Origin of the sequence: Leptolyngbya sp. UWPOB_LEPTO1 (assembly GCF_017302695.1) — a bacterium.
Lineage (GTDB): Bacteria > Cyanobacteriota > Cyanobacteriia > Leptolyngbyales > Leptolyngbyaceae > Leptolyngbya > Leptolyngbya boryana.
Genome location: NZ_JAFLCJ010000004.1, coordinates 72,407 through 94,684, shown reverse-complemented (window position 1 = coordinate 94,684; position 22,278 = coordinate 72,407). Strand labels below are relative to the sequence as shown.

24 protein-coding genes are annotated in these 22,278 nt (G+C 46.6%); 12 read left to right on the top strand and 12 right to left on the bottom strand.

Annotated features, from left to right (window positions below; translation table 11 throughout):
* Positions 1–376: 376 nt before the first annotated feature.
* A complete protein-coding gene (locus J0L70_RS07950; RefSeq protein WP_268181330.1) occupies positions 377–2,428 on the bottom strand; it encodes a sensor histidine kinase in 2,052 nt (683 codons plus the stop codon).
* Positions 2,429–2,801: 373 nt separating this feature from the next.
* Between J0L70_RS07950 and J0L70_RS07945 the strand changes: the two genes are divergently transcribed.
* Positions 2,802–4,490 (top strand): ATP-binding protein, encoded by a 1,689-nt coding sequence (locus J0L70_RS07945; RefSeq protein ID WP_190652794.1) that lies wholly within the window; start codon positions 2,802–2,804, stop codon positions 4,488–4,490.
* Positions 4,491–4,606: 116 nt separating this feature from the next.
* Here J0L70_RS07945 and J0L70_RS07940 read toward each other — a convergent pair whose 3' ends face one another.
* Positions 4,607–4,894 (bottom strand): hypothetical protein, encoded by a 288-nt coding sequence (locus J0L70_RS07940; RefSeq protein WP_017289844.1) that lies wholly within the window; start codon positions 4,892–4,894, stop codon positions 4,607–4,609.
* A 295-nt stretch (positions 4,895–5,189) separates the two neighbouring features.
* Between J0L70_RS07940 and J0L70_RS07935 the strand changes: the two genes are divergently transcribed.
* Entirely contained in the window at positions 5,190–6,026 is an 837-nt protein-coding gene (locus J0L70_RS07935) for a metal-dependent hydrolase (protein WP_017289842.1), read from the top strand.
* A 98-nt stretch (positions 6,027–6,124) separates the two neighbouring features.
* Here J0L70_RS07935 and J0L70_RS07930 read toward each other — a convergent pair whose 3' ends face one another.
* Together J0L70_RS07930 and J0L70_RS07925 are read right to left on the bottom strand one after the other, a co-directional pair.
* A complete protein-coding gene (locus J0L70_RS07930) occupies positions 6,125–6,757 on the bottom strand; it encodes a hypothetical protein (RefSeq protein ID WP_017289841.1) in 633 nt (210 codons plus the stop codon).
* 329 nt (positions 6,758–7,086) lie between these two features.
* Positions 7,087–7,296 (bottom strand): ssl0294 family protein, encoded by a 210-nt coding sequence (locus J0L70_RS07925; RefSeq protein ID WP_017289840.1) that lies wholly within the window; start codon positions 7,294–7,296, stop codon positions 7,087–7,089.
* Positions 7,297–7,413: 117 nt separating this feature from the next.
* Here J0L70_RS07925 and J0L70_RS07920 point away from each other — a divergent pair, with 117 nt between their 5' ends.
* The 4 genes from J0L70_RS07920 to J0L70_RS07905 all read left to right on the top strand — a co-directional run bounded on the left by J0L70_RS07920 (position 7,414) and on the right by J0L70_RS07905 (position 10,404).
* On the top strand, positions 7,414–7,803 hold the full coding sequence (locus tag J0L70_RS07920; RefSeq protein WP_017289839.1) for a DUF3119 family protein: 390 nt from the start codon (positions 7,414–7,416) through the stop codon (positions 7,801–7,803).
* Between the two features lie 19 nt (positions 7,804–7,822).
* Entirely contained in the window at positions 7,823–8,878 is a 1,056-nt protein-coding gene (locus J0L70_RS07915; RefSeq protein WP_190652792.1) for a DUF3086 domain-containing protein, read from the top strand.
* A gap of 53 nt (positions 8,879–8,931) precedes the next feature.
* Positions 8,932–9,708 carry a glycerol-3-phosphate 1-O-acyltransferase PlsY gene (plsY, locus tag J0L70_RS07910; RefSeq protein WP_287453959.1) on the top strand — a complete coding sequence of 259 codons (777 nt, stop codon included), beginning with the start codon at positions 8,932–8,934 and terminating at the stop codon, positions 9,706–9,708.
* 207 nt (positions 9,709–9,915) lie between these two features.
* A complete protein-coding gene (locus J0L70_RS07905; protein WP_017289836.1) occupies positions 9,916–10,404 on the top strand; it encodes a DUF4383 domain-containing protein in 489 nt (162 codons plus the stop codon).
* Between the two features lie 69 nt (positions 10,405–10,473).
* Here J0L70_RS07905 and J0L70_RS07900 read toward each other — a convergent pair whose 3' ends face one another.
* On the bottom strand, positions 10,474–10,905 hold the full coding sequence (locus tag J0L70_RS07900; RefSeq protein ID WP_287453956.1) for a lysozyme inhibitor LprI family protein: 432 nt from the start codon (positions 10,903–10,905) through the stop codon (positions 10,474–10,476).
* The gene (locus J0L70_RS07895) at positions 10,890–11,552 is read right to left on the bottom strand and encodes a bifunctional 4-hydroxy-2-oxoglutarate aldolase/2-dehydro-3-deoxy-phosphogluconate aldolase (RefSeq protein WP_287453955.1); all 663 of its coding nucleotides are present in this window, start codon (positions 11,550–11,552) and stop codon (positions 10,890–10,892) included. The genes J0L70_RS07900 and J0L70_RS07895 overlap by 16 nt, the downstream gene beginning before the upstream one ends.
* A gap of 159 nt (positions 11,553–11,711) precedes the next feature.
* Here J0L70_RS07895 and J0L70_RS07890 point away from each other — a divergent pair, with 159 nt between their 5' ends.
* Entirely contained in the window at positions 11,712–12,698 is a 987-nt protein-coding gene (locus J0L70_RS07890) for a DUF2382 domain-containing protein (RefSeq protein WP_017289833.1), read from the top strand.
* 89 nt (positions 12,699–12,787) lie between these two features.
* On the opposite strand, the gene J0L70_RS07885 is transcribed toward J0L70_RS07890, so the two are convergent.
* The 4 genes from J0L70_RS07885 to J0L70_RS07870 all read right to left on the bottom strand — a co-directional run bounded on the left by J0L70_RS07885 (position 12,788) and on the right by J0L70_RS07870 (position 18,061).
* Positions 12,788–13,261, bottom strand: a complete 474-nt coding sequence (locus J0L70_RS07885) for a hypothetical protein (RefSeq protein ID WP_287453953.1) — start codon at positions 13,259–13,261, stop codon at positions 12,788–12,790.
* A 70-nt stretch (positions 13,262–13,331) separates the two neighbouring features.
* Complete coding sequence (acnB, locus tag J0L70_RS07880; protein ID WP_287453952.1) at positions 13,332–15,926, bottom strand: bifunctional aconitate hydratase 2/2-methylisocitrate dehydratase; 2,595 nt, start codon at positions 15,924–15,926, stop codon at positions 13,332–13,334.
* A 144-nt stretch (positions 15,927–16,070) separates the two neighbouring features.
* Positions 16,071–17,723 carry an FAD-binding domain-containing protein gene (locus tag J0L70_RS07875; RefSeq protein ID WP_287453951.1) on the bottom strand — a complete coding sequence of 551 codons (1,653 nt, stop codon included), beginning with the start codon at positions 17,721–17,723 and terminating at the stop codon, positions 16,071–16,073.
* Positions 17,720–18,061, bottom strand: a complete 342-nt coding sequence (locus J0L70_RS07870) for a hypothetical protein (protein WP_268181350.1) — start codon at positions 18,059–18,061, stop codon at positions 17,720–17,722. The genes J0L70_RS07875 and J0L70_RS07870 overlap by 4 nt, the downstream gene beginning before the upstream one ends.
* Positions 18,062–18,285: 224 nt before the next feature.
* Between J0L70_RS07870 and cdf31 the strand changes: the two genes are divergently transcribed.
* The 5 genes from cdf31 (at position 18,286) to J0L70_RS07845 (ending at position 20,670) form a co-directional block, all read left to right on the top strand.
* Complete coding sequence (cdf31, locus tag J0L70_RS07865; protein WP_190652785.1) at positions 18,286–19,179, top strand: CDF family zinc efflux transporter Cdf31; 894 nt, start codon at positions 18,286–18,288, stop codon at positions 19,177–19,179.
* 64 nt (positions 19,180–19,243) lie between these two features.
* Positions 19,244–19,459, top strand: a complete 216-nt coding sequence (locus tag J0L70_RS07860; protein ID WP_190652784.1) for a RelB antitoxin-like protein — start codon at positions 19,244–19,246, stop codon at positions 19,457–19,459.
* Positions 19,446–19,718, top strand: coding sequence for a type II toxin-antitoxin system RelE family toxin (locus J0L70_RS07855; RefSeq protein WP_190652783.1), 273 nt, complete (start codon positions 19,446–19,448; stop codon positions 19,716–19,718). The genes J0L70_RS07860 and J0L70_RS07855 overlap by 14 nt, the downstream gene beginning before the upstream one ends.
* 266 nt (positions 19,719–19,984) lie before the next feature.
* Positions 19,985–20,215, top strand: coding sequence for a hypothetical protein (locus tag J0L70_RS07850; protein ID WP_017289826.1), 231 nt, complete (start codon positions 19,985–19,987; stop codon positions 20,213–20,215).
* Positions 20,216–20,217: 2 nt separating this feature from the next.
* Positions 20,218–20,670, top strand: a complete 453-nt coding sequence (locus tag J0L70_RS07845) for a type II toxin-antitoxin system VapC family toxin (protein WP_017289825.1) — start codon at positions 20,218–20,220, stop codon at positions 20,668–20,670.
* 77 nt (positions 20,671–20,747) lie between these two features.
* On the opposite strand, the gene J0L70_RS07840 is transcribed toward J0L70_RS07845, so the two are convergent.
* Together J0L70_RS07840 and J0L70_RS07835 are read right to left on the bottom strand one after the other, a co-directional pair.
* Positions 20,748–21,002, bottom strand: coding sequence for a hypothetical protein (locus tag J0L70_RS07840; RefSeq protein ID WP_017289824.1), 255 nt, complete (start codon positions 21,000–21,002; stop codon positions 20,748–20,750).
* A gap of 75 nt (positions 21,003–21,077) precedes the next feature.
* Positions 21,078–22,277 (bottom strand): M20 family metallopeptidase, encoded by a 1,200-nt coding sequence (locus tag J0L70_RS07835; protein ID WP_316428253.1) that lies wholly within the window; start codon positions 22,275–22,277, stop codon positions 21,078–21,080.
* Between the last annotated feature and the right edge of the window lies 1 nt (position 22,278).

The window sequence follows — 22,278 nt, the reverse complement described above, 5'->3', positions numbered from 1 at the left end:
TCAAATTATTATAGCGCTGGAGGGTTGAAGAACTGCTCCAGAAGCAGAAGATTCCTGCACGAATATCATTGGGAAAATTCGACACTGCTAGAAATCTTGACAAAATCCCTCTTGGTTCGTCATTCATTGCATTTCTTGCGGAGTGCCAAACTTAGCATACCCGTCGAGAAACGTAGCCGTACGGAGCGATCGAAAATTGCTGGCTTCTTCCTACAACCGCTCAAATTTTGAACCAAGAGCGAGATCATTAGGATTGAATCGCCTATACATATTGGCTCAGATCAACACACAATTTCAGTTTTTCTATCAGTTAGGCAAAGTCAAAACCTAAATGACATCACAGATCTAATTGAGTTTCTGATGGAGTTCTCCTGACTCAAACCTCTACGATTTCCAAGTTCTGCGGTAAGGTTATCGTAAAGCAAGTCTCATAAGACTGAGTTCCTTCCATCTCCGTACTCGTTGCCTCGATCGTGCCATTGAGATGCTGAACTAAACTTTTAACCAGTGCCAAACCGAGTCCAGTTCCAGGAACTGCATTTTGCGTCATTCCTTGGCAACGCCGGAACTTATCAAAGATATGGGGTAATTCTTCCTCGGAAATCGCTGATCCAATGTTTGAGATTGAGAATTTCATTTGCTGTCCAGGCTGAGGCATCACCTGTAAGTAAACCATGCTATTCGGATCAGCATATTTACCCGCATTAGTTAGCAGTTCTAGCAAGATTCGATTGAAGCTAGTTAAATCAGTATTGAGAAGGGGCAAGCGTTTTGGAAGTTCAAGTTCGAGCGTTAAGCCCTTCGATGACCACCGCTGGTTAAAGGAATTCGATAAGTCAGCCATCAATTCCTTCACATCCACTTGTTGAAGCTGGAACGCAACTTGTTTCGTTTCTAACTCTTGAAGGGCAAGTAGATCGTTAATCAGATTCGTTTCTTGAGCACATTGCTGCTCCAAGATGTTGAGATATTGCTGACGGCGATCAGGAGAAAGATTTGCTTGCTGCAACATCCGAATGGCTAACATCATGCTTGTGAGCGGCGTGCGCAGTTCATGGCTAAGTGTGCTGAGAAACTCATCCATTCGCTGATTCATTTCCCGCAGTTTCTCGATTTGTTTGCGGGTGATCTCGTAGAGTTTGGCTTGCAGTTCTAGACTTTGCTGAAGTTGCGCTGTTCTTTCCTCAACAAGAGATTCAACTTGTCGCAGCGTTTCGGTTTGAATAATTGCAGTGCTGATTTGAGCGCTGACAAGTTCGACGAGTTCGACTTCTTCGGGTTGCCAGGCGCGGGGTTCTTTTTGTTGAAGAGCGATAAATCCTAAGAGGCGATTCTTGCTTTCTAAAGGAACTAGTAACAGTGCAGGCATTTTCTCAGCATCAAAAATTGGCGCAGTTTCTAGGTTACTGGGAAACTTACCTGAATTGCTGAAGGCAAAGAATTTAGCTGGACTCAGAAACGCACTCTGGCAAACCGCGCAGTCTGTAATCCAGAAAGACTGGCTGAGCGGCGTTTCTGACTCATCGACCTCAATTGGGTCACGGTTCCACTCGCTGTCAATCATCACGCGCGCTTTCGGAACTCGATCGCTCTTTGCCCGCAAGCTATGCCGTGGATCCCAAAACTTGGTGCGCAGGACAAAGGCTCGATCGATTTCAAGGGTACGAGCTAGTCCCTCTAGTACCATGACTTGGATTTGAGGCACATCGACTGAGTTCTGAATCGCGATCGAGACTTCTCGCAATAGCGCTTGCGATTGCGACTGTTTTGCGACTTTGCGCTGAAGGGTGAGTTGGGTGAGTGCAATCGCAATGTGATCAACAACTTGAGTCAACGTTTCGATTTCCAAGTCTGACCAGCGATGCGCCTGTGCTGTCAGCAAGCTGATCACACCGTTGATGTGTCCCTGAAATTGAGTTGGTAAGCTGAGTACGCCTCGAATTGGCAGCGCTTTCGATATGCTGTTAATTTCGCTGAGGTTCAAATCGGAGACAAATAAGCTGGAACGTTCCAGCGTCGCAGCCTGAATCATGCCATAGTTTGCCAGAATTTCGCCCTGTTGGCTGGCGCTAAGGTGCGTCTTGGCAAACCAAGCAGTCAATGACTTGGAATAAGGTTCACCCGGATTTGAAATGATACAAGCTTGAACCCCATAAGCTTCTCCTAGCAACGCTGCAATTTCCACAAGGACTGTTTCGCTCTGAGTGGCGTGAGCGAGAGCTGTAGTAATCTTGCGTCCGACACTTGCCAAACTAGAAACGAGAGGGCTGGAATGCGGCACAGTTTCAACCGGATGGGTAGACAAAGAAGTTAGTCGATCAGTTTCGATCCGAAGGGCTTCTTCTCTTGTAGTGTTGACAACATCCATGACTCGCCCCACAACTTCCTGAGATTCTGTCGGTCTCGATCGCGAAACTTTTGCTTGCATCCTGCTACATGCCTATCGTTGCATTACTTTTTCAGGAATCTCCCATCACAAATCTCTTTCGGAATCCGTTACGGGAAGCGCATGGCTCTGTATACGAAAAATAAACTAGGTAAGATTGTACCTATCTTGCATTTCGCTAGACCATCGCTTTCAGATTAGCGTCTTAACGCTTTGAAAGTATCCGTAATTTCCCTCGATTGCTGTTCTTGATTGACTAAATTCTCAAAAATTTATGCATTTCCACATGAAGACGATGTGAAGTTGCGCTCCATAAAGCAATTCAAAGGATTTCACACCTTTTTTTCTTAGACATAGTACACTTGAACGAAGCTTGCACTGCCTCTCTATTCCACGATAATTCGCCTTGGATCTTATGAATTTAGAGCCTGGAACTGCCAATCCAATCAGCGTTGTCGGTACGGTAAAGGGACCGGGTGAAAACGGCAATCAGTATGTTTTCATTACGTCTGATAACCGCCATGTGCGAATTGGCGAGTATGTCTATTATGAAGTTTATGAAGCTGGGCTTCTCCGTAAAATCCTCGGTAAGATCTCGGATCGAAGACTCATTGATCACTTACCTGATCGCATTTTTGCGGACACTGAGATTAGTCCAGAAGCGATCGCGGCTCTTGTCGGATTTACGTACGAGCATCCGGAGATCTATGAAGTTGCAGTGGATGTGATCGGTTATTTCGATCCGTCGCTGGGATTTATGAATCCGCGAAAAAGTCCAGATCCAGGCGCAAAAGTAGTGTTGGCAAGTGACGAGATGCTCAGGGAGATCTTAAATCGTCGTCAGCCTCAGTCGGTGGGATCAGCTCATATTGGCTCACTTTTGTTGAGAGAAGTCGGATCTGTGCCGATCGCATTAGATGTCAAAGAATTAGTTAGTACCCATATGGCGATTCTGGCGGGAACTGGCTCAGGGAAATCCTATACGGCTGGAGTTCTGGTAGAAGAGTTGCTCCTTCCCCACAATCGAGCGGCGGTTTTAATTTTTGATCCGCATGGAGAGTATGGAACGCTGACAGATATGCGGGGGCATCCAGCATTTAAATCAGCAGATGGCTATGCTCCCAAAGTGAAAGTGATGACACCGGAAGAAGTGAGGATTCGAGTGTCTTCGCTAGATTACTACGATATTTTGGCATTACTGCCGGAAATGAGCGATCGTCAACAAGCTATGTTGAGCAAAGCCTTTCGGATTTTGCAGCGACATCGCAAAGGAGATTATCGTTGGGGTATTCAAGATCTAATCGCAGCCGTTCGAGAAGCCGATGTGCAGGTCGATGACGATGGCAATGAAAAGACGGGATCATCTGCTCCAGCTTTGGAATGGAAATTGGAGAAGATTGAGCGATCGGACTATTTTCATAATGTGGAACACACGGTTAGCCCAAAAGAACTATTTGAACCGGGACAAGTGACCGTCCTGCAAATGAACGAAATCAGTCAAGAAGAACAGCAAGTGATTTGTGCGGCAGTGCTGCGGCAAGTCAATCATGCACGGATGAGTACTCAGAAAGAACTCATTTCACCGCAAGATGAGAATTACTTGCCCTACCCCGTGTTTATTCTGGTTGAAGAGGCGCATCGTTTTGCCCCTGCTCATGAACCCTCTCGCTGTAAGTCAGTGATTCGGACAATTTTGAGCGAAGGGCGGAAGTTTGGCTTAGGAATGGGATTAATTACGCAACGTCCAGGTAAGTTAGATGCGGATGTCCTGTCTCAATGTATGAGTCAGTTTTTGATGCGCATTGTGAATCCGGTGGATCAAGAGAGTCTAAAGTATGGAGTTGAAGCAGCAGGACGGGATTTGCTGAAAGAACTGCCTGCTTTGACCAAGGGACAGATCATTATTTCTGGGGCTTGCGTGAATACGCCAGTGCTATGTAAGGTGCGGCAGCGTTTGACGAAGCATGGCGGTGAGACGTTGAATGCACCAGAACTCTGGCAGAAGCATTTTGAAGGGCATCGGCTTCAGGAACGTAAGATTGAGCTTGCACCCGTTGCGGCTCCCCGACGATCGCAGACGGTTCGCGGGCGAAGCATTGATTAGATTGTTCCTGATGTTGAGCAGTTTTTATGGGGAACGATCAATCGGCACTAACTCAACTTAGATTGCTTGCGCACCAGAAAAAAATGTGCGTTAGGAAGGATCTGAAGGGCGAGAAGTTATTTATTGACCAACGATTGAGGTTGCGATCGCGGTTTCAATGAGTGCTGCCAATATCCTTTTGAGGTATCGACGGGGACGGTTGCTGCAACAGAATTAGACTGAGATCGCGGTGAAGCGAATAGAAGTCTATCTGCCTTCTGAACTCTTACATTCGCTGACTGAGCAGCACGGGACACTGCTGGTGGATCCGTTGCTCGAATTGCCAATCCGACTAAGCCTGCGATCGATGCGACCCATCCTGCAAGTGCAGCGATCGTTAACCACTTTTCGATCATTCGATTCATTCCTCAACTCCGCAAACTGCACAGTTACCAACTTCAGATCGCAGACATGACGTTTCAGGGGGTGATGAGTCTAATTATATCTTGTTCGATGAAATGCTCAAAGATCTTGTTCTTTTGTCAACCGTAAAGTTTGGCAAATTTATCGGAAAAATCGCCAGAGAATTGATTAAGAAATTATGGGGTCAATATGCGATCGCGCAAATTCAGCCAGCATAATAGCGTCGGAGATTCAGCGCGCAACTCCTCATGATTCATCGATAGGCGCGCTCCGTATTTTGACGCAATCTTTTCAGTTATGAACTTCAAACGATTTCTAAAATGGCTTGCTCCGGTGAGTTTGACTGCAATTCTGATTCTCTGCACAATTGTTCAGGGATGGAGTGCCCCTACAGCCGCACAAACCCAATTGCACTGGTATGGACAATCCGCGTTTAAGCTGACAACGCCGACTGGAAAAGTCATTTTGATTGATCCTTGGATTACGAATCCCGTGAATCCCAACGGCAAGACTGACTTAGCGACTCTGAATCGTGCCGATTTGATTTTAGTGACGCATGGACATTTCGATCACGTCGGCGATGCAATGACGATCGCGAAAAAGACGAATGCTCCTCTCGTCAGTACTGCCGATTTAGGACAGGCATTAGTCGAATCAGGCTATCCAAAAAATCTCGTGACCTTGGACACTCAAGGAAATTTTGGCGGCGAAATCTCATTGCTGAATAATGAGGTCAAGGTTGCCTTTATTCCCGCGATTCACAGTTCGGTGATCGCTTCTGATGGCAGTCCCGCAAAGTATGCAGGAAATCCAGGGGGCTTTTTGGTGACTGTACAAAATGGTCCTACGATTTATCACACGGGTGATACGGATGTCTTTGCGGATATGGCGTTGATTCCGCGGTTTCGCAAAGTGACGCTGATGTTGGCGTGTATTGGAGATCGGTTCACAATGGGACCGCAACGAGCTGCAACAGCCGTCGGCTATGTCAAACCCGATCGAGTGATTCCAATGCATTTCGGTACATTTCCGGCTTTGACTGGGACACCTGCTGCTTTTGCCGCAGAATTGAAGCAGCAAAGAGTGGGCAGTCGATTGCAGGTGATGAAGGTCGGAGAAACAATTCGGTTGTGAGACTTCTACCGTCTAGCGAGCTAGGGATTCAGTAAATTCAACACGCTGATAGAGACGGGTCGCCGACTCGTCTCTATGAGTTTGAAGGAACACGCAAGCTATTGAGTCAGGCGGAATCGTCCGATCATATTTTTGAAGTCCCAGCGTACAGCATTGCCGGGATATTCATAGAGCGCACTGAGAACGAATACTTTTGTGCGATCGCGGCTTGGCACAATTACGCTATCTCCGCAGTTATTGGTGCCACACCAGGAGTAGGAAATTGCAGGCTGACCCGCGAAACTGTAAGCTCGATAGTCACTTTGTCGCCCATCAAAAAAGGATTTATCTCGGTTTTGTTCTGCCCACTGCTGTGCAGATAAACGTTTAGGATTAGAGAATTCGGCGACGATAATTTTGTCTCCTGGGGAAGATTGAGATTGCACATTACTATCGACAGGTGCAGGTTCATCACTTCCGACTGCTGTGGGAGCTTCTACCGTACTCCGAAGTACGATTGTTCCTTTCGATTCTTGAGAAGTATCCAAGTTGTAAGTAGTTGGAAAATCAAATCGAAATCCTAATGGACTTTTATGCGTTTGAAATGTGCCAGCGGAGGCTTGAGCGATCGTATAGATGGTTTGATCTGAATTGCTCGTGAAGGGAGATGCTTGAGCAACTGCGGGCACTGCAAGGCTTAGTAACCCTGCACAGAAAAACATTTGGGGGCGAGATAATTTTGTTAGTTTCATACAAGAACTCCAACCATCGCTGGATGAAAACCATGAGCTAGAAATCTATTAAGACTCAGAACTAAATCTGTTTTGATGCTACAGATCATGCACCCTTATAAATTGAATTCTACCATGAAAAATATAGGACATCTAGACTCTCAGCTCTACCCTTTTGTAGACTTTACTTGGTTCTTTTTATAGATATTATGGAATCCTGAAATTCTATTAATTAGATTTAGAAATCTGTTTACTTTCGATTGATAGAACGTCTGTTTTCTTCTATTACTTAGAAGTACAAGCAATTGAGCTGGCAATTCTCAATTGAGAATTGCCTAAGCTGAGGTGAACTATTCGATCGTGATTGATTTCGGGGCGTTCCCGTTGGGGCTATGTCCGTTTGTCGTGTAGGTGGTTGAACCTGTTTGTTGATTGAGCCAGCTTCGGACGGGTTCTTCGGTCAGGCTCAATTTGAGGAATCCGGTAAACAGTCCCCCCATGAAGGCGAGCGGCTGTTGGGTAAACTCTTGGACGAGCGGTGAAAGTTCGGTCAGAAACATGTAGCAAACCCTTTGTAGTTAGACTTTAAGCCCGATCGTACCTTAGACCGTCAGGATTTGGGTCGGTGGGTCGCTGCGATCGTAAGATGGTAGAGAAATTTGACCTGAAGAATTGCCATGACGAACCCTGCCGCGATCGACACTGCTGATCAAACTGTAGAACTTGCTCCGAGCTATGTGATTCCGATCGTTTTAATTGGGGCTGCCATCCCGTTAGTCTTGATCCAAATCTGGGTCAGTGCAGGGATTGCGCTATTTGGAGTATTTTTGCTGATTCAGACGGTTCTGCTGCGGCTGAAGTTTACGCCGACAGATTTAGATGTCTATCGAGGGGAAACGTTGATTCGGCGCTTTCCGTATCGGGAATGGCAAAACTGGGAAATCTTCTGGTCGCCTGTACCGATTCTCTTCTACTTTAGAGAAGTTAAAAGTATTCATTTTCTGCCGATCATTTTTGACCCTAAAATGTTACGGATCTGTCTAGAGCAGCATTTTCCCAAAGCCTGATTTTTGTTGAGTGTAATTTATGAATTCTGATGAGTTGCCAATTGCAGATGAGAATGCCTCCTCGGATGAGACGGGAGCAGTGTTGCCTGAGTTGAAGCTGCCTGAGCGGGAGCGGATTGCTGATCTGATACAGCGCGAACAAGCGATCCAGCAGGAGATCGCGGATCTCACGACGACTCGTGATCAGCTTCAAGCTCAGGTAGTTGCGACGCAAAATAGTCTTGCTCAGGTGGTTCAGCAGAATTTATCGGAGTTGGAGCAACGCAGACAGGCTTTGCAATTGTCGATCGAACAACTCGAACGCCGACAAGAACGGATTCGCAATGAGATGAAAACCAGTTTCGCTGGAACATCTCAGGAAATCGCAATTCGGGTGCAGAGTTTTAAGGATTATTTGGTCGGAAGTTTGCAGGATTTGGCGATCGCTGCTGAGCGGTTGGAGTTACCGAAATTTCAAGAACCTCAGGTGGTTGCACCGACTCAACCTGTGGTCGAAGAACCGAGTGCGATCGCGGCTCCGAAGTTTGCGGAATCGAAGTTTCAAGATCAAGCACGTGAGATTCGCAACGTGATTGATCAGTTTCGCAATCAGCCCGATTATTACGGTCCGGTGTGGAAGTTACGTCGGACGTTTGAGCCAGTTCATGCAGAGCGAGTCTCCACGTGGTTTTTTGATCAAGGCGGACGGGGGGCGGTGCGAACGATGGGATCGCGCTTGCAGAATATTTTGATCGCGTCGGCGACAATTTCGATTTTGTATAAGCTCCATCGCGATCGTGTGAGAACGTTGATTTTGGCAAACTCGCCGGAACGGTTGGGAGAATGGCGACGCGGATTGCAGGATTGTTTGGGAGTGACCCGCAGCGATTTTGGCAGCGATCGCGGCATTACTTTGTTTGAAGCTCCAGAACAGTTGGCGCTAAAAGCAGAACGGTTAGAGAAGGATGGCTTTTTGCCGCTGATCGTGGTAGATGAAACAGAAGAAAATATTAGTCTTGCCTTGTTGCAGTTTCCGCTGCTGCTTGCGTTTGCACCGAGTCCTCAACAAATGATTCAACAGCAATCTTATTTCTAAGCGATCGTGGGGTTTGAGCTTTGGCTCCGCTCAACCCACGTAGGATCTCAATTTTGGATGTTGAGCAAAACCGAAAGACGGGCGTTTGGGGAGTCGAAGCGCAGTCTGTCATTATTCTACTGGTCTCATTACCTATGCTTCCCTGGTTTATTAACAATGCTTTGCTGCTGATTGTTGCCTACCTCTTAGGCTCGATTCCGACCGGCTATCTGGCTGGACGCTTACTAAAAGGCATTGATATTCGGCAGGAAGGCTCAGGCTCAACAGGCGCAACGAATGTGCTCCGCACGCTTGGGAAAGTTCCCGCGATCGTGGTGTTGGCTGTTGATGTTGCCAAAGGCGCATTAGCGATTGCAGCCGTGAACTATGCGTTTACTACGCTTCCGGGTTGGCTCTACTTCTCGAAGATTGTGGGGTTAGATTTTAATCTTTGGCAGCCTGTGATGGTGACGTTGGCAGGTCTGGCAGCTTTAATTGGGCATAGCAAATCAATCTGGCTAGGATTCACAGGGGGCAAGTCAGTTGCCACCAGTTTAGGGATTTTGCTGGCAATGAATTGGGTGGTGGGATTAGCAACGCTTGGGGTGTTTGGGTTAACGATCGCCATCACGAGGATTGTGTCGATTAGCTCGATTCTGGGTGCAGTTTCGGTGATTGTGTCGATGATTCTCTTTGCTCAGCCATTGCCGTATGTGCTATTTGCGATCGCGGGTGGCGGATATGTGATTTGGCGACATCGATCGAATATTGAGCGATTGATCGCTGGAACAGAGCCGAAACTTGGACAGAAGCTGGAGGAAGCGGAGAATGCGCCGGGTGAATCAGCTTAGTGTTGGTTAGATTGATGTTGCACTAAAAGACAAACAAAATAATTCAACGGGATAACACCTTTAGGTAGAGTTCTGATTGCTAAAGCCGAGTTGAATAGAGAAGTAGGCAGCAAATGAATCTGGCTCATGGTTTCTTGAAAAGATTGAGAAACTCAGGATTAGCCAAATTGATTTTTGCTGAAAGTTTTTAATAACTGAGGTTTTAGTATGCAAGAGTCTTCTGCTTTGATGTTTAAGAAATTGATTGATGCCCAACGGCTTTGTGCATTAATCCTTGGAATTACTTTCTTGTTCATTGGAATTGCTGGATTTGTTCCAGGTTTTATGTCACTTCCAGGTGATGCACCTGTGACGGGTGCTGTTGTACCGCGATTAATTTCACCAGATGGATATGGACATCTCTTTGGCATTTTTCCGACCAATTTTGTCCATAATGCGGTTCATATTGTCGTTGGATTGTTAGGGATTGCAGCCGCAACGAGTTTTAGTGGTTCGTTAGTGTTTAACCAAGGATTTGCAGTTTCTTATATTGCGATCGCAATTCTCGGAATTTTGCCGATTACGAATACGACGTTTGGTTTAATGCCCATTTACGGTAACAATGTTTGGTTCAATTTGCTGACTGGAATTGCAGCCGCTTATTTTGGTTTTGTGAAGCCTGCTGAACTCGCCAAAATGGAATCGCCGAACGCCTAAAAATCCATTGATTTGAAATAGAAAAGGCATCATTCATCGTGATGCCTCTTTTTTGTGCCCAAGCTCTCGTTAGAATACGCCTTCTCGATTCTTCGCAAAGTCTTCGAGTTGCTTAGTTCGATCGTTGGTCATTTTCTCAATGCAATTGGAATAAACCATCGGCTGAATTGAGCCACCCTCATACGCGGCACTCGTGAATGTACAATTTGTATCTCGGAACTTAATCCAGGCTTGTTGTGCTGCGACCAATTGCGATTCGCGACGGGTTCCTTTGTAGCTGCGGATTAATTTTTGATACGCCTGATTGAGTTTGCGATCGGCAGCTCTTGCTTGCTGATTCGCGCAAAAATTCATATCAAATTGCGTTTGCTGATTCTTACAATCTACTCGAATGTTTCTTGGTAAATTCTCTGAGGGGGTAGGTTTATTTTGAGCTGTTGCATGCTGAGAAATCGCACTCATTACCCCAATCATTACTAGAGCAATTAACTTTCGTTGCATGAATTTATTCCTAAATCGTTCTCAGATTGTAAATCTTTCAGTAGCAGTTTAATTTGCTGTTGAATCGTCTCCCATTTTCCGGTTTCGATCGCGATTTTTGGAAATAAGTTTCCTCCGATCCCAACCGCGATCGCACCAGCTTGAATCAAAGATTTTGCATTCTCGATCGTCACGCCTCCTGTGGGGATCATCGGAATATGTCCGAGCGGCGCTCGCACTGCTTTGAGATAATTGACCGAGGGAATTGGAAAAACTTTGACACAGCTCGCTTTTGCATTCCAAGCAGTCATAATCTCAGTCGGCGTGAATGCACCCGGAATAATCGGGATCTCTTGACGTTTGGCGATCGCAATTAAATCAAAGTCTGTATGAGGCATGAATGCGAACTGTGCCCCTGCGGCGATCGCATTCTTTAAATCAGATGGAGCGAGAATTGTGCCAACCCCAATTGTGCAATCAGGAAACATCGATCGCAATTGAGAAACTAATTCAGTCGAGGCATCTGTATTCCAAGAAATTTCGATTAATCTCATTCCCCCTGAGATCGCAGTTTTTGCCATTTGTAGCCCCATTTGGAAATTTGGGGCGCGAATAATACTAATCGATCGCTCTTTTTCAAGTAAGTTCAACCAGGCTTGATCTTCCATTACAAATTCAGCAAAAAATAACGCAAATTTTCTAATTTCAAAAAATATCATTCTAGCCGATTTCACTCATTAGGAAGAGTCAGTTCGGTCATTAGAAGGACGAAGGAAAAAATTGAAACTCTTAAGCTAAAAAACATGTTCAGAAAGGAGATATCAACAATGGTTTTATACAGAATTAAAGACTTTGATCCAGATTACCGGAACCACTTTGATGGCAACGATATCAAAGATTTGGATCTCTATAGTGGAGATGACAAAATTGGTTCGGTGAATGATGCTCTAGTTGATGAAGATGGAAAGTTCCGCTACCTTGTCATTAGCACTGGTGCGTGGATTTTTGGCAAGAAAGTATTGCTTCCGATCGGACGCGCGCAAATTGATTACAATGCTCATCGCGTTTATGCACCCGGCTTGACTAAGGAACAAGTTGAGCAACTGCCTGAATTTACCGATGAAATGAAGATCGATTACAACGACGAAGAACGGGTTCGGGGTGTCTATCGATCGGGTGATTATTCTGCAACTGGTGCAGGTTTGGGTACAGCAGCAGGGACAACTACAACAGATGCATCGATGATGGGTTCGACGGCAACCGCAATGGGTTCTAGCCCGCTGGAAAGCTCGGCAGCTCTAGAAGCTGAAGGAACAGCTTACACAGGTTCGTCGATGGGTGCAACTCCTGCAACCTATGACCGGGATTCCTATCGCTACGATATGGATCGCGACTTGTACAACATGGATCAGCATGACGATCGCATTCGGTTGTATGAAGAACGTCTGATTGCGAACAAGCGTCGGATGAAAGCAGGCGAAGTGACTGTCGGCAAGCATATTGAGACGGAAACGGCTCGCGTCGATGTGCCGCTTGAGAAAGAGCGCGTTGTAGTGGAGCGCGTTACCCCGACGAATACTTCAGCGGTTCCGGGCGAAGCAGCATTTCATGAAGGTGAAGTAGCTCGCATGGAAGTGTATGAAGAAACGCCAGACATTCAAAAAGAAGCGTTTGTGCGTGAAGAAGTTCGCGTGAAGAAAGTGGTAGACCAAGACATCGTGAACAGCGAAGAAGAAATTCGTCGCGAAGAATTGGATGTTAATACTCAAGGTCGCCCGATCGTGGATGATGACACTGCACGCCGCCGCGTGTAGATTCAGTTGAGGCGTTCTCTTGAGAACGTCTCTGATTCGATTGACGTTCAATTGCTCGAGCACGAACCCCGTAACGATCGTTGCGGGGTTTAATCAATGGGTCTAAATTTTTCGACATCGGCGCGGGTTTGAATCGATGGAGGCAATTCGATCGTACGAATTTGATCAAACCGAATCGATGGATTGAAAGGAATTTTGGGGATTAGCGATCGCTTTTCAGATTCTGGTAAATTCGCATAAATCAGGCTGAGATGTGGATTGAGGATGAAAGGCGACTCAAAGTTTTGCTGAAATGATTCGTGAAGCTGATCTAATTGCGAATTTGAAAAGAACTGAATAAATAATGATTTTGTAAATGAATCCGAGTATGAAATTTGATCGACTTCTAGAACAATATCGATATCAGTTTGAAAAGTGCTGAATGTCTCAACTTTGCAACTATGCAGTGTGACATGCGGCGCAAAGATTGGAGCGTTGTATCGAGCAGCGAAATCTTGAATAAGAGACTGATAAATTGTGCGATCGGGTTCTGCTGGAATCAGCCAGAATGCAATTTTCATCATAAAAAACTGTAGAGACACGACTGATCGCGTCTCTAGCAAAATGACTCAACAGTATCGATTCAGACTGAATCTAAGATGCGATCGCAGAAACCAATTTAGCTTCTTCCTCTTTCGAGAGGACGCGACCTTCATCTTCAAAGCCAGCAATGCGATCGAAGTTTAAGTACTGATACAGATCAGCCGCAAACGGGTCGATCTTCGTCGTGACGACTTCCATGTATTCCTGAATCGTCGGGATCTTACCGAGTAACGCACAGACTGCCGCAAGTTCAGCAGAGCCAAGATAGACTTGTGCGCCTTTGCCCATGCGGTTGTTGAAGTTTCGAGTGGAAGTCGAAAACACGGTTACACCGTCATCGACTCGCGCTTGGTTCCCCATACAGAGCGAACAGCCTGGAACTTCAGTCCGTGCTCCAGCCGCAACGAAAATGTCATAAATGCCTTCGGCTCGAAGTTGTTGTTCATCCATCCGAGTTGGAGGAGCAATCCAGAGCTTCGCTTTGGCAACGCCTGCACCTTCGAGAATTTTCGCAGCAGCGCGGTAATGCCCGATATTCGTCATACAAGAGCCAATAAAGACCTCTTGAATCGGATCGCCTGCACATTCCGACATGAGTTTGATGTTGTCAGGATCGTTAGGAGCCGCCACGATCGGTTCTTTGAGTTGATCCAAATCGACTTCGATGATGTCTGCATATTCAGCATCCGCATCGGCTTGCAGGAGATGGGGATTTGCGAGCCATTCTTCCATCTTGCGAACGCGGCGAAGAATGGTACGCGCATCGCCATACCCACGCGCCACCATGTTTTTCAGTAGCGCGACGTTCGATCGCAGGTATTCAGAAACCGTTTCGATCGAAAGCGCGATCGTACATCCGGCAGCCGATCGTTCAGCCGTTGCATCGGTCAGTTCAAACGCTTGCTCTAGCTGCAAATCAGGCAAGCCTTCCATTTCGATAATCTTGCCAGAGTAAACATTGATTTTGTTCTCTTTAGAAACAGTGAGCTTTCCTTGCTGCATTGCCACATAAGGGATTGCATTCACCACATCGCGCAAGGTTACACCAGGCTGCAATTTCCCTTTGAAGCGAACCAATACGGATTCCGGCATATCGAGTGGCATTGCACCCAAAGCAGCAGCAAAAGCGACGAGACCCGATCCGGCGGGGAATGAGATTCCGAGTGGGAAACGGGTATGAGAATCGCCTCCGGTTCCAACCGTGTCAGGAAGCAGCATCCGGTTTAGCCAAGAGTGAATAATGCCATCTCCTGGACGCAGAGAAACCCCGCCGCGAGAATTGATGAAGTCGGGAAGCTCGTGATGAGTTTTGAGATCGACAGGCTTGGGATAAGCTGCAGTGTGACAGAAACTTTGCATGACCAAATCCGCGCTGAAACCGAGACAAGCGAGTTCTTTTAATTCATCGCGAGTCATGGGGCCTGTCGTATCTTGCGATCCCACGGTGGTCATGATCGGTTCACAAGAAGTTCCAGGACGAACACCGGGCAAACCGCAGGCTTTTCCGACCATTTTTTGAGCTAGGGTAAAGCCTTTTCCGGTGTCAGCAGGCATTTGCGGACGGACGAATAAATCACTCGGCGTAAGTCCTAACGCTGTGCGAGTTTTATCAGTTAAGGTGCGTCCGATCAGAAGAGGGATTCTACCGCCTGCGCGCACTTCATCCAGAATTGTGTCGGGTTTAAGTGCGAAAGTTGAAATGACTGCACCCGATTCATTGGTGATCTCGCCTTTGTAGGGATAGATCGTGATCACATCGCCTGTGTTCAGTTGGGTGACATCACATTCGATCGGTAACGCACCCGAATCTTCTGCTGTATTGAAGAAAATCGGAGCAATCTTACCGCCGAGAACATATCCGCCCGATCGCTTATTCGGTACAAAGGGAATATCTTGCCCGATATGCCACAACACGGAATTAATCGCTGATTTCCGCGATGATCCTGTGCCGACAACATCGCCGACATACGCGAGGGGATGCCCTTTTTTCTTCAAATCTTCGATGACTTCCAGCGATCCCGGTTGCCGCGTTTCCAGCATTGCCAAGGCATGGAGTGGAATGTCTGGGCGAGTGGTAGCGTGAGTTGCAGGAGACAAATCATCGGTATTGGTCTCACCTGGAACTTTGAAAACGGTTACTGTAATCGAGTCAGGCAAGGGAGCGCGGCTGGTAAACCAGTCTGCATTTGCCCAAGCATTCATGACTTGTTGGGCATAAGCATTGCCACTTTCCGCTAATTCTTGGACATCGTGGAAGGCATCATACACGAGCAGCGTTTTGCTCAATGCTGCGGTTGCGGTTTCTGCGATTTCGGAATTGTCAGACTTGAGCAGGTCGATCAGCGAGTGCACGTTATAGCCGCCCATCATTGTGCCAAGCAGTTCGACGGCATCTTTGGGGGAAATGAGCGGGCTAGCGGCTTCACCTTTGGCGATCGCGCTTAAAAATCCAGCTTTGACATAAGCGGCTTGATCGACTCCGGGGGGAACGCGATCGCGCAACAGCGAGAGGAGAAATTCTTCTTCGCCTGCGGGCGGAGTTTTCAGGAGTTCGCACAGTTCCGATGTTTGTTGCGGACTCAGGGGTAAAGGCGGAATTCCTAAAGCGGCGCGTTCTGCAACGTGTTGGCGGTAAGATTCAAGCATGTTCGGGTTTAAGTTCCTGTGTGGATGTAGGTAGTCAGCTTTACAAGATTTTGCGGCTTTGCGGTCATCGATTCAAGCGGTAGCGATCGAAAATCTGAATTGAGCGGCTCAATCTTTAGTGTAGAACTTGAGAAAACGGGACGGCTATTCAAGCAAGCTCAGTTGAATGACGTTCGGATCAGGCTGAGATTTTTTTCGACGAGACGTGGTTTTTTGCGGTTTGAATTCGACATGAGCAACTAACCACGATCGCAACCAAGTCGATCGCTCAATATCTAACTGATCTAAATCCAATGCTGCCGGAAAGAGAGAAGGAGAAGATTTTTGCGCCCATTGAATCTCACTTTCAAATCGATCGCTTCCAAATGGCAAAACTGATTTCGGCATACGAGCCAAATGTGGCAAAATGTCGAATTGCTGACGGAAACTCGATCGCTGTTCTTCGAGTTGCTGAACGCGACGCGCCCGCGCTTCTCGATAGTTCAAAATTGGCTGAGGGTAGCCTTGCACTCGTGGCGGTAAGCCGAGTTGAACCGCCGGAATTTTTGCCAGTTCTGGAACCCATTTTTTGATAAAAGCACCGTCGGGATCACAGCGATCGACGGCTGCCTGTTCGGGATTATAGATGCGAGTCCAACTTTTATCTAAACAATGCGTCACTCCGGCTTGCATTGCCCATTGATAATGATCGATCGGGCAATCTCCATCAATTAAATGCCGCATGAAATGCAGCGCCCCATAACGCCAGTCGTGATTCATCAAATTGCTAAGAAAGCTAGAATACAGCGCCCGCGATCGAAAATTTAACGACATCCAGCCGCCCGTTGCTTCTAAACATCTTGCAGCCGCATCAATGATCGGGAATCCAGTTTGTCCTGTTTTCCAAGCTTCGTAGAGGGTTTCATCGAATTCCCATCCGTCTTGATCAAAAATTGAATAGAGCGATCGTAGTTCTAACTGCGGTAAATATCGAAATCGTTGGGCAAATCCACTTCCCCAACGCAAACGTGAAATAAACTGCTTACAACTTCGTTCAATTCTCTGATCGCTCGTATATTTCAAAATGCGTTGTGCAGTTTGATAACATTCTCGAATCGAAATTGCTCCAAATTTGATATGTGGGCTTAATCCAGATGTGACTTCTGCACCGGGATACGAAAGTTGCCAATAATAGCGATCGAGCTTTTCATTCAAAAATTGCCCCAAGATATCGCGAGCGGCACTCGTTCCCGCAGGCGGGATTAACTTACCATCGGGAACTAAACCCAAATCAGTCAGTTTCGGAATGGGTTCGCTGGCAATATCCTCAGGAGTCGGAATGTTCAACGGAGTCGAGAGCATTTCTGCACTCATGTCTCGATACCACAATTTCCGATAGTCGCGATAGTCCATCAATTCTGATGCGGCTCCGCTTGGCTCGAACCAGCGAATTTTTAGACCTTGTTCTACTAACGCCTGATTTAATCGGGCATCTCGAACTCTGCCATAGATGCGTTCGTAATCGACATATGCATAGATTCCATCTGCTCCAGTTTCGCGAATCAGATCGGGCAAGAGTTCAACCGGATCACCGAATCTGAGAATTAAGCGTCCACCGCGATCGCGCAAATCCTCATCGAGCGATCGTACACAATCGAGCATAAATGCGACTCGCGCTGATCCGGTTTCAGGATGATGTAAAAGCGCACGATCGAAGATAAACACCGGAATTACAGCACCTCGTGAGATTGCACGATGCAAAGGTGCATGATCACTGATACGTAAATCCCGGCGAAACCAAACGATCGTCCGATTCATTGCTGTTCGATAAATTGGTTGACATCCTCAATCAGGCGGCTCAGTTCGGCTTCGGTGTTGAGTCGAATTCGATCGTCTCGCAAGGTCACGAGCACTCTAGCAGCAAACGGAGATGCCCAAATATTGGGATTGCAGAAAAGCTCTAAAAAGACATCTCCAGTGTAGCGATATTCCATCGACGGTTGGGGTGCGGTTTTACCGCCTGGTGTTGTTTTAGTTGCCGTATTTTTCAGCCGCCCCATTAATTCATTTAACGCGGTTTTTAATTGCTGTGCGGCTTCAGGCGTGAACTGAAACATGACTGAGCCAGTATCAAGGTTTAACGTAAGTTGAGACATTTTCATTTTGATGCGTCGTTTTCAATTATCTGACAATTTTTTACAACAAGTACACTAATCAAATTTGCAATTAATCGAGAAATGGCATGATTACAGTTTGATATTGAGAATTCTTGTAAGAAAACAATCAGATTATGAATAGATAAAAGCACTTATTTCTAAAGCTTTCGAGCTTTTTTTGAGCGTCAGATCTACACTAAAAATCGTAGCAATATTAAACCGATATGCTTTTCGATAATCGATCGACAGTTCGCAAAGTTTTATTGATCACTTTATTCTTAAATCTCTTTGTTTTGCTGCTCAAGGCAGTGGTCGGTTGGCTAACAGGTTCGCTGAGTTTACTTGCTGATGCACTGCATAGCCTAACGGATAGTGCGAGTAACATTTTGGGATTAGCTTCAAGTCGGTTCTCTTCGCCTTTGCCCGATCGCGATCACCCCTATGGTCACCAGAAATATGAAGCGATCGGAGCTTTAGGAGTCGCTGCGTTTCTGGGAATTGCCTGTTTTGAAATTGTGCAAAGTGCGATCGAGCGCATTGGAAAAAACCATATTGTGGCGATCTCTGGTACGGAATTGTGGTTGTTATTGCTGGTGCTAGGTGTGAACCTATTTGTCACGTTCTACGAGCGACGAGAAGGACTCCGGGTGAATAGTCCCATTCTGATTGCCGACGCTCAACATACGATGAGTGACGTTTGGGTGACGATCAGTGTGCTAGGAGGGCTGATTGGAATTTGGGTATTCAACTGGCAATGGTTAGATGTAGTCCTAGCATTTCCAGTCGCGATTCTCGTTTTCCGAAGTGGCTGGTCAGTCCTGAAGCAGAATTTGCCGTGGTTAGTCGATGAAATTGCGATCGCACCCGAAGCCATTCATGCGATCGCGATGTCGGTTCCGGGTGTGTTGAACTGTCACGATATTGCTTCGCGGGGTGTGGTTGGGCGACAGACGTTTATCGAAATGCACTTGGTTGTAGACACGAATGAGGTTGAAATTGCCCATCAGATTACAGAAGACGTGGAAGCAAAACTGATGGAGCGTTATAGTCCGGTGCGGGTGATCATTCACGTTGAACCGCCTTCTTATCAGGAGAATCGTATTAGTTTTGGGGGATGAGAAGTGATTCATAGGTTATCGATCGCAGTGCATAATAGAACTAAATTCTCCAGAACACATCGACATGCTAGATATTCAGAAGCAGTACATTCTTGATGAGAATCAACGGCCTATTGCAGTACAAATTGCGATCTCTGATTTCGAGCAAATTGAAGAAATCCTAGAAAACTACGGGCTAGTTCAACTGATGGAAAATTCAGATGAACCTGAACGGCTCTCCAAAAAAGAAGCTCTAAAGTATTATCAGTCGCTCAAAGGCAAGCAGCATGTGGGCGGTTGAATACACAAAACGATTTCTGAAAGAGTTAGCAGATTTGCCAACAGAGATTCAAGAACGAGTAGAGCCGATTGTCTTCGAGGAGCTAGAGTCGGAAAATCCTTTTGAATTGGGATACTTGGAGAAGCTAAAAGGCTATTCTGACAAATACAAAATCCGTGTAGGCAACTATCGGATTGGAATTACGTTGGACAAAGACGCACAAATCCTGGTCTGTGAGAGAATTGCTCATCGAAAAGAGATTTACAGGCTTTTTCCATAACAAGAGTTAAGGCAACACGAGAATTAAGCATTCTGTTGGCGATCTCAAAATCAGAAAACTTGGGTTGATTGGCAGTCGCTCCAAAAAACTGAGGAATGGTGGCAAGCAACTGAGCAAGGCATCGAAGGAACTAATACCTCTGTGTTTGTGATTGTGCCAGATGAGATTGTTTCAGAGAGATCTGCCATAGCAATTGCCCTTTTGACTGAAACGCGATCGCCGAATTTTCCAGAGTACAATTAAGCCAACCCTACTTCAGAAGTATCATGAGTCCTCTACTCCAGCAAGTTTTGAGTGAGATTGCTCAACTCGCACCCGAAGAGCGATTGCAACTGATTGAACACATTCAACACATGGAAAATCAAACTCAACCGAAGAAATCTTGGCAAGATCTAGAAGGAATTGCTCCAAACCTTCTCAAAGGTCAAGATGCTCAAGATTGGGTGAATCAGATTCGCGAAGAATGGGACGATCGCGAAGAAATGCTTCGAGGATAGTCATGCAATTTGAGCAAGCTTTTTTAGCAGCAACTAAGATTTTCTTAGATACTGCTCCAGTCATCTACTACATTGAGCGAAATGCTCAGTATTTTGCGATCGTTCAACCCATTTTCCAAGAAATACAAAACGGAACTTTTCAAGCAGTAACTTCGCCAATCACACTAGCAGAGTGCTTAATCCTTCCTACACGTCAGGGCTTACAGAAACTCCAGCAAGATTTCACAGCCGTGATTGTTTCTGGAACCAACACCTTTTTTCAACCCAGTGATACGGCAGTCGGATGCAAAACCGCAGAAATTCGAGTGAAATACAATCTGAAACTGCCTGATGCTCTCCAAATCTCAACCGCGATCGTCGCTGGATGTGATGTATTTCTGACCAACGATACAGCTTTAGAGCGAGTCACAGAACTGAGAGTCGTTACGATCAAAAATTTGACGCTTTCATCGTAATCAGGATTTGCGCCTTTGATTTGCTCGCTCACAACTGGATTACACTTTCCAAATCTCGCGATCTTGGAATCACAGAATTACAATTCGCCTGACGAATCTGGCTCCACAGTCACTCCATCTAATCCCACTGAAATCGATTCCCCTTTGATCAAATCGCTCAACTCATGAAACTCGATCCGCATATGGTCGCAAGCCTGCTTCAGTTCTGAGCGAAACCCGTTCAAATCCGAACCATATCCACAGAGCATTGCTGCCTCTTCGATTCCTTGTTTCGCATTCGCTCTGGCACAATCTACCAAATCCAATCCAGTCAGCCGAGTGGAAGAAGCCATTAGATACTCCTAAAATCAACTCGTTTCAGTATTCGCGATCGCGTTACAATCGCGCTTCTCTCACAAGAAAGAACCTTACTGATGCCAATACTGGTATGCAGCACACGCCATCGTCACAACTCCCGTCACGATCGCACTTTCATCGACCTCAAACTGCGGATGATGCAACGGATAATTTTTCTTGTCTGCAAATCCAACGCCTAAACGAAACATACTCCCCGGCGCATGTTGCAAATAGCACGAAAAATCTTCTGCACCTAAAGAAGGCTCTGGAATAATCTGAATACTTTCGCTGCCCCAAACCTCACGCGCCGCCGACTCTAACAAATTCGTCAATTTCGCATCATTCTGCACCGAAGGCGTACCGCGTCGATAGTTCATCTCATACTTTGCTCCGTAAGTCTGACAAACACTCGACACAATATTCTCAATCCAAGTCGGAAGCGCGTCATTCGTCTCAGGATGCAGCGATCGCACAGTGCCCATCATCGTCACCTGATCCGCGATCACATTCGGCGCACGTCCGCCGCTAATTTTCCCGATCGTCAACACCACCGGACGCAACGGATTCTGAGTCCGACTAATCGCCTGCTGCAAAGCCGTAATCACCTGCGACGCGATCCAAATTGCATCGATCGCCTCATGCGGACGCGCCCCATGCCCCGACTCGCCAATAATCGTTAACTCCAGATCATCCGCTGCCGCCGTCAATGCCCCATATCGAATACCAATCTTTCCAGCTGGAATACTGGGAAACACATGCACCGATAAGATCGCATTCACATCATTCATCGCGCCATCCTGAACCATCCACTGCGCGCCTTGAGCAATTTCCTCCGCAGGCTGAAATAGAAATCGAACCTTTCCTGGAAGAGAAACACCTAGTTGCGATAATACCATCGCCGTTCCAAGCCCCACAGTCGTATGTACATCATGACCACACGCATGCATAATTCCGGGCTGTCGAGACGCAAATTCGAGTCCGGTGCGCTCTTGAATCGGTAATGCATCCATATCGGTGCGAATCGCTAGCAGTCGCGGATCATCCCCGCCCGAAAGCTCACCGATGACTCCAACTTTCCCGATCGCTTCTTTTACATGCAATCCACAAGACGACAAAACCCCAGCGACATACACTGCGGTTTGCTGTTCTTGTCCACTTAGCTCTGGATGACTATGCAAATGGCGACGGATTTCAATGAGGCGAGGCGCAAGTGAAAGGGCGAGATCTTTAATGCGGTCTTTCATGGGTGAAAATCGTTGCGTTTCACCCATG

Coding starts and splice junctions, on each gene's coding strand:
- J0L70_RS07950 (WP_268181330.1), bottom strand. CDS start 2,428: ATGCAAGCAAAAGTTTCGCGATCGAGACCGACAGAATCTCAGGAAGTT.
- J0L70_RS07945 (WP_190652794.1), top strand. CDS start 2,802: ATGAATTTAGAGCCTGGAACTGCCAATCCAATCAGCGTTGTCGGTACG.
- J0L70_RS07940 (WP_017289844.1), bottom strand. CDS start 4,894: ATGAATCGAATGATCGAAAAGTGGTTAACGATCGCTGCACTTGCAGGA.
- J0L70_RS07935 (WP_017289842.1), top strand. CDS start 5,190: ATGAACTTCAAACGATTTCTAAAATGGCTTGCTCCGGTGAGTTTGACT.
- J0L70_RS07930 (WP_017289841.1), bottom strand. CDS start 6,757: ATGAAACTAACAAAATTATCTCGCCCCCAAATGTTTTTCTGTGCAGGG.
- J0L70_RS07925 (WP_017289840.1), bottom strand. CDS start 7,296: ATGTTTCTGACCGAACTTTCACCGCTCGTCCAAGAGTTTACCCAACAG.
- J0L70_RS07920 (WP_017289839.1), top strand. CDS start 7,414: ATGACGAACCCTGCCGCGATCGACACTGCTGATCAAACTGTAGAACTT.
- J0L70_RS07915 (WP_190652792.1), top strand. CDS start 7,823: ATGAATTCTGATGAGTTGCCAATTGCAGATGAGAATGCCTCCTCGGAT.
- J0L70_RS07905 (WP_017289836.1), top strand. CDS start 9,916: ATGCAAGAGTCTTCTGCTTTGATGTTTAAGAAATTGATTGATGCCCAA.
- J0L70_RS07900 (WP_287453956.1), bottom strand. CDS start 10,905: ATGCAACGAAAGTTAATTGCTCTAGTAATGATTGGGGTAATGAGTGCG.
- J0L70_RS07895 (WP_287453955.1), bottom strand. CDS start 11,552: ATGGAAGATCAAGCCTGGTTGAACTTACTTGAAAAAGAGCGATCGATT.
- J0L70_RS07890 (WP_017289833.1), top strand. CDS start 11,712: ATGGTTTTATACAGAATTAAAGACTTTGATCCAGATTACCGGAACCAC.
- J0L70_RS07885 (WP_287453953.1), bottom strand. CDS start 13,261: ATGATGAAAATTGCATTCTGGCTGATTCCAGCAGAACCCGATCGCACA.
- acnB (WP_287453952.1), bottom strand. CDS start 15,926: ATGCTTGAATCTTACCGCCAACACGTTGCAGAACGCGCCGCTTTAGGA.
- J0L70_RS07875 (WP_287453951.1), bottom strand. CDS start 17,723: ATGAATCGGACGATCGTTTGGTTTCGCCGGGATTTACGTATCAGTGAT.
- J0L70_RS07870 (WP_268181350.1), bottom strand. CDS start 18,061: ATGTCTCAACTTACGTTAAACCTTGATACTGGCTCAGTCATGTTTCAG.
- cdf31 (WP_190652785.1), top strand. CDS start 18,286: ATGCTTTTCGATAATCGATCGACAGTTCGCAAAGTTTTATTGATCACT.
- J0L70_RS07860 (WP_190652784.1), top strand. CDS start 19,244: ATGCTAGATATTCAGAAGCAGTACATTCTTGATGAGAATCAACGGCCT.
- J0L70_RS07855 (WP_190652783.1), top strand. CDS start 19,446: ATGTGGGCGGTTGAATACACAAAACGATTTCTGAAAGAGTTAGCAGAT.
- J0L70_RS07850 (WP_017289826.1), top strand. CDS start 19,985: ATGAGTCCTCTACTCCAGCAAGTTTTGAGTGAGATTGCTCAACTCGCA.
- J0L70_RS07845 (WP_017289825.1), top strand. CDS start 20,218: ATGCAATTTGAGCAAGCTTTTTTAGCAGCAACTAAGATTTTCTTAGAT.
- J0L70_RS07840 (WP_017289824.1), bottom strand. CDS start 21,002: ATGGCTTCTTCCACTCGGCTGACTGGATTGGATTTGGTAGATTGTGCC.
- J0L70_RS07835 (WP_316428253.1), bottom strand. CDS start 22,277: ATGGGTGAAACGCAACGATTTTCACCCATGAAAGACCGCATTAAAGAT.